The organism is Blastococcus sp. SYSU D00695, from assembly GCF_054050555.1.
The window spans coordinates 58,252-71,138 of the sequence record NZ_JBJGZP010000004.1; the positions used below are offsets into that span (position 1 = coordinate 58,252).

10 protein-coding genes are annotated in these 12,887 nt (G+C 76.6%); 6 read left to right on the plus strand and 4 right to left on the minus strand.

Annotated features, from left to right (window positions below; translation table 11 throughout):
* Positions 1-137 precede the first annotated feature (137 nt).
* Entirely contained in the window at positions 138-1,874 is a 1,737-nt protein-coding gene (locus ACI781_RS04075) for a helicase (protein WP_456564788.1), read from the minus strand.
* Between the two features lie 85 nt (positions 1,875-1,959).
* Here ACI781_RS04075 and ACI781_RS04080 point away from each other — a divergent pair, with 85 nt between their 5' ends.
* The gene (locus tag ACI781_RS04080) at positions 1,960-2,805 is read left to right on the plus strand and encodes an alpha/beta fold hydrolase (RefSeq protein ID WP_456564789.1); all 846 of its coding nucleotides are present in this window, start codon (positions 1,960-1,962) and stop codon (positions 2,803-2,805) included.
* Positions 2,806-2,850: 45 nt separating this feature from the next.
* Here the strand turns inward: ACI781_RS04080 and ACI781_RS04085 are convergent, their stop codons facing one another.
* The gene (locus tag ACI781_RS04085; RefSeq protein ID WP_456564790.1) at positions 2,851-4,950 is read right to left on the minus strand and encodes a putative bifunctional diguanylate cyclase/phosphodiesterase; all 2,100 of its coding nucleotides are present in this window, start codon (positions 4,948-4,950) and stop codon (positions 2,851-2,853) included.
* Positions 4,951-4,999: 49 nt separating this feature from the next.
* Between ACI781_RS04085 and ACI781_RS04090 the strand changes: the two genes are divergently transcribed.
* The 4 genes from ACI781_RS04090 (at position 5,000) to pgm (ending at position 8,316) form a co-directional block, all read left to right on the plus strand.
* Positions 5,000-5,854, plus strand: coding sequence for a helix-turn-helix domain-containing protein (locus ACI781_RS04090; protein ID WP_456564791.1), 855 nt, complete (start codon positions 5,000-5,002; stop codon positions 5,852-5,854).
* Positions 5,851-6,285 (plus strand): VOC family protein, encoded by a 435-nt coding sequence (locus ACI781_RS04095; protein WP_456564792.1) that lies wholly within the window; start codon positions 5,851-5,853, stop codon positions 6,283-6,285. The genes ACI781_RS04090 and ACI781_RS04095 overlap by 4 nt, the downstream gene beginning before the upstream one ends.
* The gene (locus tag ACI781_RS04100; protein ID WP_456564793.1) at positions 6,282-6,608 is read left to right on the plus strand and encodes a hypothetical protein; all 327 of its coding nucleotides are present in this window, start codon (positions 6,282-6,284) and stop codon (positions 6,606-6,608) included. The genes ACI781_RS04095 and ACI781_RS04100 overlap by 4 nt, the downstream gene beginning before the upstream one ends.
* A gap of 73 nt (positions 6,609-6,681) precedes the next feature.
* On the plus strand, positions 6,682-8,316 hold the full coding sequence (gene pgm / locus ACI781_RS04105; RefSeq protein ID WP_456564794.1) for a phosphoglucomutase (alpha-D-glucose-1,6-bisphosphate-dependent): 1,635 nt from the start codon (positions 6,682-6,684) through the stop codon (positions 8,314-8,316).
* Positions 8,317-8,436: 120 nt separating this feature from the next.
* On the opposite strand, the gene ACI781_RS04110 is transcribed toward pgm, so the two are convergent.
* Positions 8,437-9,336, minus strand: a complete 900-nt coding sequence (locus ACI781_RS04110; protein WP_456564795.1) for a diguanylate cyclase domain-containing protein — start codon at positions 9,334-9,336, stop codon at positions 8,437-8,439.
* A 169-nt stretch (positions 9,337-9,505) separates the two neighbouring features.
* On the opposite strand from ACI781_RS04110, the gene ACI781_RS04115 reads away from it, so the two are divergent.
* Entirely contained in the window at positions 9,506-10,468 is a 963-nt protein-coding gene (locus ACI781_RS04115; RefSeq protein WP_456564796.1) for a hydroxymethylglutaryl-CoA lyase, read from the plus strand.
* 36 nt (positions 10,469-10,504) lie between these two features.
* On the opposite strand, the gene ACI781_RS04120 is transcribed toward ACI781_RS04115, so the two are convergent.
* Positions 10,505-12,802, minus strand: a complete 2,298-nt coding sequence (locus ACI781_RS04120; protein ID WP_456564797.1) for a SpoIIE family protein phosphatase — start codon at positions 12,800-12,802, stop codon at positions 10,505-10,507.
* Positions 12,803-12,887 lie beyond the last annotated feature (85 nt).

A 12,887-nucleotide genomic window follows, 5' to 3' on the forward strand; every position in this document is an offset into this window, starting at 1 on the left:
CGCGCTGACGCGAGGCGGCGGTGCCGCGGTGTGGGGGTGGGTGCCGCGCTGTGGGGCGGCGGTGGCCCCCGTACTGCGGCACTGCCGCGGTGCAGCAGGGGGACGGCGGCGCGGTGCGGGTGGGGGCGGCCGGTCGGTCAGCCCGCGTCGGTGAGGGCCGCGCTGGGCAGCCAGTCCGCGTCGAGGAGCTCGGCGATCTCCTGCAGGGACGACGTGTCCGCGCCGGCGGTGGAGCCGCTGACCGCCAGCCGCTCGACCATCACGCGGGCGACCTGCTCCTCGACGGTGTCCTCGGCGAAGGCCACCCGCCACGGGGAGGTCTGCCCGTCGCGGTGGGTGCGGCCGGTGACCTGGCGGGCCTGGATGCCGGAGAACCGCGGCTGGTGGAACAGCCCGACCCGGGGGGTGCCCGAGGCGGTGGCCCCGCCGGGCAGCAGCTCGGCGGCGTGCAAGCTGATGGACGCCGTCACGGTGAACACGCACACCGGCGCCGCGCCGGTCTGGAAGCGCAGCCGCTCGGCCTCGACGTCGAACCGGTCCCGCCCGTAGATCCCGGCGACGGCGATCCCGGCGTCCTGCAGCGCCTCGCGGATCGGGTCGGCCGCGGTCTCCACGAACTCCACGGAGACGGCGACCTGCCGCTCGGCCTCCACCTGCGCCCTGACCCAGTCGACGGTCGCCGGCACCCGGATGAGCCCGGCCTTCTGCCGGAACCGCAGCAGGGCGGCGCGGCCGCGGGCGGTCTGCCGGCCGCGCCTGGCCAGCTGCATCTCCGCGCGGAACTCGTTCCACTCCGCCTCGTAGCTCGCCCGCTCGGCCGGGCTCAGCGCCACGGGCGCCCCGCCGACCGACACCTCGCCCCACGGCGCCGAGCGGTGCAGCGCCGCGGGCGGGGACCCGCCGGTCAGCCACTCCTGCAGGCGGGCGAGGTCGGCCCGGCGCTCGTCGGCGTCCTCGGTCCACGTCCAGCCGTAGCGACCCCGTTCCACGTGGAACCCGTGCTCGGCGAGCTTCGCCGCCAGGTCCGCCCACGCGCGCAGCGGCTCGCCGGCCCGGGCGGCGAACTGCGGCGCCAGGTAGGGCAGCTCCAGCGGGGTGTGCGCCGGGGTGGCGGTCGCGGCGACGACGAACGGGGCGTCCTTCACCCGCGCGGCGCCGGAGACGGCCCGCCAGTGCTTCCACCGCTGGGTGGTCGTGTGCCGGACCATGTGCGCCTCGTCGCCGATGACGACGTCGAACTGCGGAGCGCTCTTCAGCAGCGCCGACACCTTGGCCAGCCGGTCCCACGTCGTGACGCACCAGCGCAGCCCGCCGTCCCCGAACCCGGCGATCGAGCGGGTCCAGTGCGGGATGGTGATCGCGGCGGGCCGGTCGGCGACGACGAGCACCCGGTCGCCGCCGCGCATCTCGCAGATCTCGCGGGCGGCCATGATCGCCGTCCCGGTCTTGCCGACGCCCGGGTCGTCGCCGAGCAGGAACACCCGGTGCCCGGCCGCGGCCGACGCGACGACGGCGTCCGCCCCGGTGCACTGCTCCTCGCGCGGCACCAGCGACCGGGCCGGCGGCAGCGGCCGCGGCTCCTCGTTGAGCTCGTCCTCCAGGAAGCGCTCGAGGGTGTACGGCGGCGGGTCGTAGGGCGCGAGCTCCGGCGGCAGCGCCCGGCCCACGAACACGTGGGCCTGCAGCCCGGCGTGCCAGGCGGCGCCGGGGGCCGGGGCGCGGAACGGGACGGCCAGCACCCAGATCCGCTCCCCGGGCCCCGCCACCGGCAGGTCCGGCGGTGCGGCACGGCGGGCCGGCGCCCGCCGCCTCGTCGCGGTGCGGGTCGTGCCGCTCGCGCGGGTGGTGCTCGTGCGGCGGCGCCGTCCGGGCATGGTGCTGCTCCCCCTCGGGTCCGCGGGCTGGGTCCGGCCGACGACGGTAGGCGGAGCGGACGACGGGATCTGGTGGAATCGCCGGGTGACCGCGAACCCCGAGGAACGGCTGCACGCCCGCACGCTGGGCGAGGCCGGTCCGCGGGTGGTGTTCGTGCACGGCCTGTTCGGGCAGGGGCGGAACTGGACGACGATCGCCAAGGGCCTGGCCGACCGCCACCGGGTCACCCTGCTGGACCTCCCCAACCACGGTCACTCCCCCTGGACCGAGCGGGTCGACTACCTCGACATGGCCGGGCTGGTGGCCGAGGAGCTGGCGTCCTACGGCGAGCCGGTGACCCTGGTGGGGCACTCGATGGGCGGCAAGGTGGCGATGCAGCTGGCGCTGCGCCGGCCGGAGCTGCTGCGGGCGCTGGTCGTCGTCGACATCGCCCCGGTCGAGTACCCGGTGTCCGGCGGGCGCACCGACGACCCGGACGAGGAGGCCTCGCCGTTCGCCGCGTTCATCGCCGCGATGCGCGCGGTGGACCTGGACCGGCTGCAGACCCGTGAGGACGCCGACGCCGCCCTGCGGACGGCGGTGCCCAGCCGGATGGTGCGCTCGTTCCTGCTGCAGTCGCTCGTGCGGGACGGGGTCGGCCCGGACGGCGGCTGGCGCTGGCGGCTCAACCTGGAGCTGCTCGGCCGCGACCTGGAGGAGCTGCGGGGCTTCCCCGAGCCCCCGCCGGGCGCGACCTACGACGGGCCGGTCCTCTGGGTCGCCGGCGCCACCAGCCACTACGTGCTGCCGGCCGACCGCGCGCGGATGGACGCGCTGTTCCCCCGCACCCGCCTGGTCCGGATCAAGGACGCCGGGCACTGGGTGCACTCCGAGCAGCCGGAGGTCTTCCTGGAGACCCTGCGCCGCTTCCTGGCGTCGGTCGAGGACTGACGCCGAGAGCGACGGCGAGGGCCGGTCCCCGAGGACCGGACCCGCTCAGGCGTACTGGCGCGGGGCCGCACCCGGGACCGGCCCGGGCAGCTCGAGCAGCGCGTCCAGGTCCTCGGCCGGCATGGGGCGGGCGAACAGGTAGCCCTGGGCGACGTCGCACCGCAGCGCCCGCAGCGCGGTGACGTGCCCGGGCTCCTCGACGCCCTCCGCGACGACGGTCAGGCCCAGGTTGTGCGCCAGGTCCACGGCGGTGCGGACCAGGACGGCGTCCTGCTCGCTGACGGTCATGCCCAGCACGAACGACCGGTCGATCTTCAGCTCGTCGACCGGCAGCCGCCGCAGCAGGGCCATCGAGCTGTAGCCGGTGCCGAAGTCGTCGATCGACAGGTGCACGCCCATCGCCCGCAGCCGCTGCAGCACCTGCAGGCCGCGCTCGGCGTCGGCCAGCACCGCGCTCTCGGTGACCTCCAGGCGCAGCAGGGAGGCGGGGACGCCGTGCTCGGCCAGCAGCCGCGCCACCAGGTCGGGCACGGACGCGTCGAGCAGGCACCGGGTGGAGAGGTTGACGGCCACCGGCAGCGGCCGGCCGGCGTCGGCCCAGCGGCGCATCTGCGCCAGCGACAGGTCCAGCACGCGCTCGGTGAGCGCGACGATGAGCCCGGTGCCCTCGGCGACCGGGACGAAGTCCGCCGGCGGGACCAGGCCGCGCTCGGGGTGGCGCCAGCGGACCAGCGCCTCGGCGCCCTCCAGCCGGCCGTCGGCGAGGGAGACCTTCGGCTGGTAGTGCACGGTCAGCTCGTCGGTGCGCTCCAGCGCCCGGCGCAGGTCGCCCAGCACGGTGAGCCGCGACGAGGGGGCCACGTGCCGGTCGGGGTCGAACACCACGACCCCGGAGGTGAGCTCCTTGGCCGCGTGGACGGCGATGTCGGCGGCGCGCTGCAGGCCCTCGGCGTCGCTGCCGTGGGCGGGGGAGACGGCGATCCCGATGCTGACCTCGATGTCCAGCCCGACGCCGTCGCCGAGGTCGAAGGGCCGGTGCAGCGCCGCGCGGACGCGCGCGGCCACGGCCTGCGCCTCGGGGACGCCGTCGACGGCGGGCAGCAGGACGGCGAACTCGTCACCGCCCAGCCGGGCGACGGTGTCGCCGTCGCGCAGCACCGAGGCGATGCGGGGCCCGACGGCCAGCAGCAGCCGGTCCCCCCAGGAGTGCCCGAGGGTGTCGTTGACCTCCTGGAAGCGGTCGAGGTCCACGTGCAGGACGGCGACCTCGCCACGGGTGCCGGCGGCGTCGGCGAGCGCGCGGGTGAGCCGGTCGCGCAGCAGCACGCGGTTGGGCAGGCCGGTCAGGGCGTCGTGCGTCGCGCGGTGCCGCTCGCGCTCGGCGGACTCCTGCAGGGCCGTCGTCTGCCGGCGCAGCCGCTTGGAGGCCGAGGCGATGACCCGGAACAGGGCGGCGTAGAAGACGGCGAGGCTCCCCACCAGCAGGACCGTCAGGGTGCGCAGGTCCTCGCTGATCGCCGTCGCGACCGGTGCGTAGGGCAGGTAGACCTCCACGGCGCCGTCGGGGGTGGCCGACCCGTCGAACTGCAGCGGCACGTAGACCTCGAGCAGCCGCCGGTCCCCGCCGTGGCTGGCGTCGTCGTCCGTCGTGTCGCTGGAGAACTCCGAGACCACCTCGCCGGCCAGCGCCTCCTGCAGCTCGTCGGACGTCGAGCGGGTGCCGACGAGCGCGCCGTCGTCGGCGAAGACGACCCGCCCCGTGCGGTCGTAGACCTTGAGCTCGACCGGGTCCAGGGCCGCCAGGCCGTCGCCGCCGCGGTCGCGCGCGGAGCTGCGCACCGTGTCGGCGACGTGCGCCAGCAGCTCCGGGTCGATCCCCTCGGTGAGGTCGACGGCCGTCATCAGCGGCTGCAGCCCCAGGCGGACGGTCACGACGACGGTGCGCTCGGCCTGCTCCCGCGCGCGCTCGCTGATCGCGGCGCTGTGCGCGCCGTAGAGCACGACCCCGAGGCCCACGGTGAGCACGGCGCCGAGGACGGCGAACCGTGCCAGCAGCGAGCGGGGCACGAGGCGGCGCAGCAGGGCCATGTCGCCCGGATCGGTGCGCGGGCCGCCGTCCTTGACCCCCCGCCGGGTGCGACTCACCCGCGCGGGGCCCCTCCCGGGTGTCGGCCCCGGCTGCCATCCTGGCCGCGTGTCCAGCGAGTTCGTCGTGCACCGGCCGTCCGGGCCGCTGCGCGGGCTGGTGACCGACGCGGTCGGCTACGGCCAGATCGGGCTGGAACCGGGGGTGCACCGCGGGCTCCCCTCCCCCGGGCTCACCCTGGTCGTCACCCTCGGCGACCCGCTGCAGGTGCTCGCCCACCCCGACCCGGCGCAGGCCCCGGGCCGGTACGACGCCCTGGTCGGCGGGCTGCACACCGCCCCCGCGCTGATCGCGCACCCGGGCCGCCAGGCCGGGCTGCAGCTGGGACTGGACCCGCTCGCGGCGCGCCGGCTGCTCGGCGCGCCCGCGGGCGAGCTGGCGTCGCTGGACTGCGCGCTCGGCGAGGTGCTGGGCCGGGCGGCGGACGAGCTGGTGGAGCGGGTGCGGGCGGCCGGTGGCTGGCCGGAGCGGTTCGCGGCGGTCGACGACGTCCTGTCCCGGGCCGCGCGGGTGCGGCCGGACCCGCCGGCCGAGGTCGCCGAGGCCTGGCGGCTCACGCTCGCCTCCGGCGGCCGGTTGCGGGTGGCCGAGCTGGCCCGGCGGGTCGGCTGGTCGGAGCGGCACCTCACGGCCCGGTTCCGCGCCGAGACGGGGCTCGGCCCGAAGGAGGCGGCGCGGGTGGTCCGGTTCGACCGGGCCCGGCGGGCGCTCACCGCGCGCGTCGCGGCCGGGGGCCCGCCCGACCTCGCCGCGCTGGCCGGCGCGGCCGGGTACGCCGACCAGTCGCACCTGACCCGCGACTGGCGGACGTTCACCGGGCTGTCCCCGCTGCGCTGGCTGGACGCGGAGTTCGGATTCGTCCAAGACGGTGGCCCCGTGACCGCGGCAGGCTCGGCGGCATGACGAACCCACAGAACGCCCAGGACACGCACAACGCCCAGAACACCCCGCCTCCGACCGTGTGGCCGGCCTTCCGGGCCGCCGACGCGCCCGCGCTCGTCCGCTGGCTGGTCGACGTCCTCGGCTTCACCGAGACCCTCGTCGTCCGCGACGGCGACCTGGTGACCCACGCCGAGCTGGCCTGGCCGCCCGGCGGCGGGGTCATGCTCGGCTCCGTCCGTGACGACGGCGGCTGGGACGTGAAGCCCGGCGTGACCGGGGCCTACCTGGTGACCGACGACGTCGAGGCGGTGTGGGCGCGGGTGCAGGCCGCCGGCGCCGACGTCCTGCGCCCGCTGGCGCCGCCGCACTACGGCGGGCAGGAGTTCTCCGTGCGCGACCCGGAGGGCAACAGCTGGAGCGTGGGCACCTACCCGGGGGCCGCCCGGCCGTGACCCCGGACGACGTGCGCGCGCTCGCCCTCGCCCTGCCCGAGGTGACCGAGGGCGACCACCACGGCCGGCGGGCCTACCGCCTGGGCACCCGCGTCCTGGCCACGCAGTGGACCGACGAGGCGCTCAACGTGATGGTCGACGAGTCCACGGCCCGGGCGGTCGAGGGCGGCGCGTGCACCCTGCTGTGGTGGGGACGCACGCTCTCGGGGGTGCGCGTCGACCTCCCGCGGGCGACGCCGGAGCTGGTGACCGACCTGCTGGAGGAGGCGTGGGCGCGCCGGGCGCCCGCCCGGCTGCGGTACACGCGGGGGTCGGCCGGCTGACGGAGCGCGGCCGCCCGGTCGGTGGCGGGCCCCGGCTCGCCACCGGCCCGGCCCGGACGCGAGGATCGCCCCCATGAGCGACGTCCGTGCCGGTCAGCCCGCCCAGCCCAGCGACCTCGTGGACGTGGCGTCGCTGGTCACCGCCTACTACACGCTGCAGCCCGACCCCGCCGAGCCGGCGCAGCAGGTCGCGTTCGGGACCTCCGGGCACCGCGGCTCGGCCCTCGACGTCGCCTTCAACGAGGCGCACATCCTCGCCACCACCCAGGCCATCTGCGAGTACCGCGCCGCGCAGGGCGTCGACGGGCCGCTGTTCCTCGGCCGCGACACCCACGCGCTCAGCGAGCCGGCCTGGGCCAGCGCGCTGGAGGTGCTCGCCGCCAACGACGTGACCGTCCTCGTCGACGCCGCCGACCGGTACACCCCGACGCCGGCGGTGAGCCACGCGATCCTGCGGGCCAACCGGGGGCGCGCCACGGGGCTCGCCGACGGCATCGTCGTCACCCCGTCGCACAACCCGCCCCGCGACGGCGGCTTCAAGTACAACCCGCCGCACGGCGGACCGGCCGACACCGACGCCACGACGGCGATCGCCGCCCGGGCCAACGAGCTGCTGCGGTCCGGGCTGGACGGCGTGCGGCGGATCCCGTTCGCCCGCGCCCGCGCCGCGGCCCGGGCGTACGACTTCGTGGGCACCTACGTCGACGACCTGCCCGCGGTGCTGGACCTGGACGCCGTCCGCGCGGCCGGGGTGCGGATCGGCGCCGACCCGCTCGGCGGCGCCTCGGTCGACTACTGGGCGGCGATCGCCGAGCGGCACCGGCTCGACCTGACCGTCGTCAACCCGCTGGTCGACCCCACCTGGCGGTTCATGACGCTGGACTGGGACGGGAAGATCCGGATGGACTGCTCGTCGCCCGCGGCCATGGCCTCCCTCATCGGCAAGCGCGGCGACTACGCGATCGCCACCGGCAACGACGCCGACGCCGACCGGCACGGCATCGTCACCCCCGACGGCGGGCTGATGAACCCCAACCACTTCCTCGCCGTCGCGATCTCCTACCTGTTCGCCCACCGCGAGGGCTGGGGCGCCGACGTCGCCGTGGGCAAGACGCTGGTGTCGTCGTCGCTGGTCGACCGGGTGGTCGCCGGCCTCGGCCGGCGCCTCGTCGAGGTGCCGGTCGGGTTCAAGTGGTTCGTGCCCGGCCTGCTCGACGGGACGGTCGGCTTCGGCGGCGAGGAGTCCGCCGGTGCCTCCTTCCTGCGCCGCGACGGCGGCGTGTGGACGACGGACAAGGACGGCATCCTGCTGGCGCTGCTCGCCTCCGAGATCCAGGCGGTCACCGGCCGGTCGCCGTCCCAGCTGCACGGCGAGCTGACCGGGCGGTACGGGGAGTCGTCCTACGCGCGCGTCGACGCCCCGGCGACCCGGGAGCAGAAGGCGGCGCTGGGCCGGCTCTCCCCCGATGCCGTGACCGCCACCGAGCTGGCCGGGGAGCCGATCGTGGCCAAGCTGACCCGGGCGCCCGGCAACGACGCGTCCATCGGCGGGCTGAAGGTCGTCACGGAGAACGCCTGGTTCGCGGCCCGCCCCTCGGGGACCGAGGACGTCTACAAGGTCTACGCGGAGTCCTTCGCCGGCCCCGAGCACCTGGCGCGGGTGCAGGAGGAGGCCCGCGAGGTGGTGACGGCGGCCCTCGGCGGCTGAGCGGCCAGCGGGCGTCGCGGGTGTGCAGACATCCACGTCATGGCGGTCGGATGAGGTGGATGCGCGCACACCCGCGCCGGCGAGGGACCGGGCACGGGTCGGCAGGCGCCGAGGGCCCCGTCAGCGGTCGCGGTGCTTGTCGGCGTACATCGCGTCGTCGGCGTCGCGCACCACCTGCTCGCAGGCGACGTCGGGGTCGGCGCCGGGCTCCACGGTGCCGATGCCCACGCTCATGCCCAGCCCGATGGTGGTGCCGTCGATGACCAGCGGCTCGACCACCACCGCGCGCAGCCGGCCGGCGAGCACCTCGGCCTCGGTGCGCTCGGTGTTCTCGCAGACGATGCTGAACTCGTCGCCGCCCAGCCGCGCCGCGGTGTCGCTGGCCCGCAGCACCGAGGTCAGCCGCTCGGCGAAGGCCACCAGGACGGCGTCGCCCATCGGGTGCCCGTAGCGGTCGTTGATGCCCTTGAAGCCGTCGAGGTCGACGACCAGCACGCAGGTCGGCGTCCCCTCCCGGTGGCCCCGCTCCAGCGCGTGCCGCAGCCGGTCGCCGAACAGGATGCGGTTGGGCAGCCCGGTCAGCGCGTCGTGCAGCGACCGGTGGACCAGCTGGGCCTCCAGCGCCTTGCGGTCGGTGATGTCCTCCACCACCAGGACCAGGTGCGTGGGCAGGCCCGGCTGGTCGGCCACGCGGGTGACCGTGACCTGCACCGGGACGCGGGACCCGTCGCCGTGCAGCAGGCCGCCCTCGACCCGCGAGACCCGCCCCGGCACGGCGTGCACCGCGCTGCAGGCGTCCTGGATGCCGGGGAGCTCGTCGGGGTCGGTGAGGTCGTACAGGGACCGGCCCGTCAGCTCCCCCGCCGTCCGGCCCAGCAGCCGCTCCAGCGCCGGGTTGACCCGGATCAGCACGCTGTCGACGCCGCTGATCGCCATGCCCAGCGGCGCGTGCGCGAAGGGGTCCCACCCGGCCGACGGCCGTTCCTCGGCCACGGTCGCGTTGCCGCTCCACTCGCCCACGTCCCACCTCCCGACGTCATCCTGGACGCCCCCAGCGACATCTCGGGCCGCAGTCCACCTGACGTAGTGCCCGAAGTCGTTCCACGTGGAACGTGATCTCCGCCGTTCCCCGGCGCGCGGGGGGAGGATGGCCGTGCCCGCGCGTGCGCCGGGAGGAGAGGAGGGCGACGTGGAGCTGCCCGAGCGGGACCCCTTCGACCTGGTGCTGCCGCGCCGCGTGGACGTCCGCGAGGTCGGCATGCGCGACGGTCTGCAGCTGGAGGCGCCGGTGCCGCTCGCCGGGAAGCTCGCGATGCTCGAGGCGCTCGTGGCGACCGGGGTGCGCCGCATCGAGGTGACGTCGTTCGTCTCCCCGCGTGCGGTGCCCGCGCTCGCCGACGCCGACCAGGTCGCCGCCGAGCTCGGCCGGTGGGACGGCGTCGCCTTCTCCGCGCTGGTGGCCAACGCCCGGGGCGCGGTGCGCGCCGTCGACGCCGGCGTGCCCGACCTGGAGTACGTCGTCTCGGCCGCCGACGGGCACAGCCGCGCCAACGCCGGCCGCAGCACCGCCGAGGCCGTCGCCGCGGTCGGGGACGTCGCCCGCCTGGCGCACGACGCCGGCGGCACTCTCGAGGTGGTCGTCGCGACCGCGTGGGACTGCCCCTTCGACGGCCGCACCCCCATCGCCCGCACCGTCGACGTCGCCCGCGCCGCCGTCACCGCCGGCGCCGACCGGCTCTGCCTCGGCGACACCATCGGCACGACCACGCCGATGCGCGTCGTCCGGCTGCTGGACGCCGTCCGCCGGGTCTGCCCGGGCGTGCCGGTGGGCGTCCACTTCCACGACACCCGCGGCACCGGCCAGGCCAACGCGCTGGCCGCCGTCCAGGCCGGGGTGACCCAGCTGGACTCCTCGGTCGGCGGGCTGGGCGGCTGCCCGTTCGCCCCTGGCGCCAGCGGCAACATCGCCACCGAGGAGCTCGTCTACATGCTGGAGGAGTCCGACGTGGACACCGGCATCGACCTGGACGCGGTGCTCGCCGCCGCCCGCGTCACCGAGCGGGCGGTCGGCCACGACCTGCCGAGCTCGCTGTACCGGGCGGGCGGCCGCTCCGTCCCGCGGGCCGCCGAGCAGGCCACCGCCGGGTCCTGAGCCGGCCGGCGCCCGAGCGGCGACGCGGCCGGCGGCTCAGCCCAGGCGGACGGCGAGCACCGCGACGTCGTCGCGCCCGTCGAGGGTGCCGGCGACGGCGGCGTCGCACAGCGCCCGCGGACCGGTGCCGGCCGGGGTGGCCGCGATCCGCTCGACGAGCTCGGCGATGCCCTCGTCGAGGTCCACGCCCGGGCGCTCGATCAGCCCATCGGTGTAGGCGAGCAGCGTCGAGCCGGGCGCGACGTCGAGGACGGTCGTCGGGCGGTGCGCGCCGTCGTCCACCCCGACCAGCAGCCCGGTGACCTCACCGAGCACGCGCACGGCGCCGTCGGGCGCGCGCAGCAGCAGCGGGGGGTGCCCGGCGTCGGCCAGGTGCACCCGCCACGGCTCCCCCGGCCCGGCCGGCGGCACGGCCCGGGCGTAGGCCATCGTCGCCATCGACGCGATCCGCAGGCCCTGCACCAGCCGGTCGACGCGGCCGAGCACCACGCCGGGGTCGGGGTCGGGCGCGTCCCAGACGCAGGCGCGGATCAGCCCGCGCAGGTGGCCCATGGCCGCGGCGGCGGCGAGGTCGTGGCCGACGACGTCGCCGATGACCAGGCCGACCGACCCGTCGGGCAGGTGCAGCAGGTCGTAGAAGTCGCCGCCGACGTCGGCCGCGGTCGAGGCGCTCACGTAGTGGGCGGCCGCCGTCGTCCCCGGGATCTCGGGCAGCTGCGGCAGCAGCGACCGCTGCAGGGTGTCGGCGACGGCGTGCTCCTGCTGGTACAGCCGCACGTTGTCCATCGCGAGGGCCGCCCGGCGGGCCAGGTCCTCGGCGAGGTCGACGTCCTCCTGGGTGAACGTCCGGTCCGGGTCCGACAGCACCAGCGCCAGCGCGCCGCGGGTGCGGCGACGGGCGACCATCGGCACGGTCACCACCGAGTGGCCGCCCAGGGCGTCGAAGGACGCGCGGGCGGCCTCGGTGGCGAAGGCCGCCTCCACCCGGGCCCGGTCGCGGTCGACCAGCACCGGCCGGTTGCTGCTCATGCTCTGCCGGCTGGGCGAGCCCGGCGGCAGGTGCAGCGCGTGCAGGGTGCTGAAGGCCTCGAGCTCCGCGGTCCGGCCGTCGCGGTGCCGGGAGGCCGTCTCCACCACCTCGCCGTGCTCGTCGACGAGCGTGAGGAACACCCAGTCGGCCAGCAGCGGCACGCACAGCCCGGCCAGCCGCTCGAGGAGGTCGGGCATGTCGAGCGTCGCGATCAGCGTGCTCGTCGCCTCGGCCATCAGCGCCAGCCGGCTGGTGGCCTGCTCGGCCTGGGCTCGGGCGCTCTCGGCGTCGGCGCGGGCCCGCTCGGCGGTCGCGCGGGCGAGCTCGGCCTCCTGCCGGGCGGCCTGCTCGGCGGCGAAGGCGGACTCCCGCTCCTGCTCGACGCGCACCCGCTCGGTGACGTCGGTCTGCACGCCCACGAAGCTGACCAGCTCGCCCTCGCCGTCGAGGACGGGGCTGATGGACAGCTGGTTCCAGAACGCGGTGCCGTCCTTGCGGTGGTTGAGCAGCGTCGTGGTGACCGCCCGGCGCTCGCGCAGCGCGGCGCGGATCCCGGCGACGGCCTCCGGGTCGGTCGCCGGGCCCTGCAGGAAGCGGCAGTTGCGGCCGACCGCCTCGCCGTACTCGTAGCCGGTGATCCGGGTGAACGAGGGGTTGACCCAGATGAGGGGGTCGTCGTCCTGGCGGGGGTCGCTGATCGTGAACGCGATGTCGGTGGCGATCACGGCCCGTTCGCGCAGCGCCTGCAGCTGCGCCTCGGGGTCGTCGGTCGCCTCCGGCGTCTGCACCTCGAGGAAGACGACGAGGGACAGGGCCTGCTCCTCGCCGCCCTCCGGCGACAGCGGGAAGCCCGTCACCCACAGCAGGCGGTCGCTCGTGCCGTCGTCCTCGCGCGCCCGGTCGGCCTCGGTGCTGCGGCCCGGGGACAGCCGGACCGCCTCGCCCGTCACCGGCAGGCCCTGGGCCACCAGCGACAGCGGCCCGCTGGTGGAGGCCAGCGGCGACCCGCCCAGGTCGGTGAGGCCCGCGGCCGCTCCCCAGGTGTCGACGGCGACCGGCAGGTGCACGTTGCCCGCGAGCTGCACGGCGGCGGAGTTCGCGAAGGTGACCGTCCCCTGCCGGCGGTCGATCACCAGGACGGCGACCGGGGCGTCGGCCAGGACCCCGGGCAGGGCCGCGCCACCGGTGTGCGGCCCGGAGACGACCGCGCTCGCCGTGGCCACCAGCCCCGCCTGGGAGCCCGCCTGCCCGTCGACCGTCACCGGCAGACCGGGCCCGGCGGTCGGTTCCTGGGCGGGCGGCACCGCCGGAGTTTATCGGTCGTGCACGACCGACACCACGACACCCGCCCGGACCTGCACGTTCCGGCGACGGGGCACCCCCAGGTGT

Coding starts and splice junctions, on each gene's coding strand:
- ACI781_RS04075 (WP_456564788.1), bottom strand. CDS start 1,874: ATGCCCGGACGGCGCCGCCGCACGAGCACCACCCGCGCGAGCGGCACG.
- ACI781_RS04095 (WP_456564792.1), top strand. CDS start 5,851: ATGACGAACCCACAGAACGCCCAGGACACGCACAACGCCCAGAACACC.
- pgm (WP_456564794.1), top strand. CDS start 6,682: ATGAGCGACGTCCGTGCCGGTCAGCCCGCCCAGCCCAGCGACCTCGTG.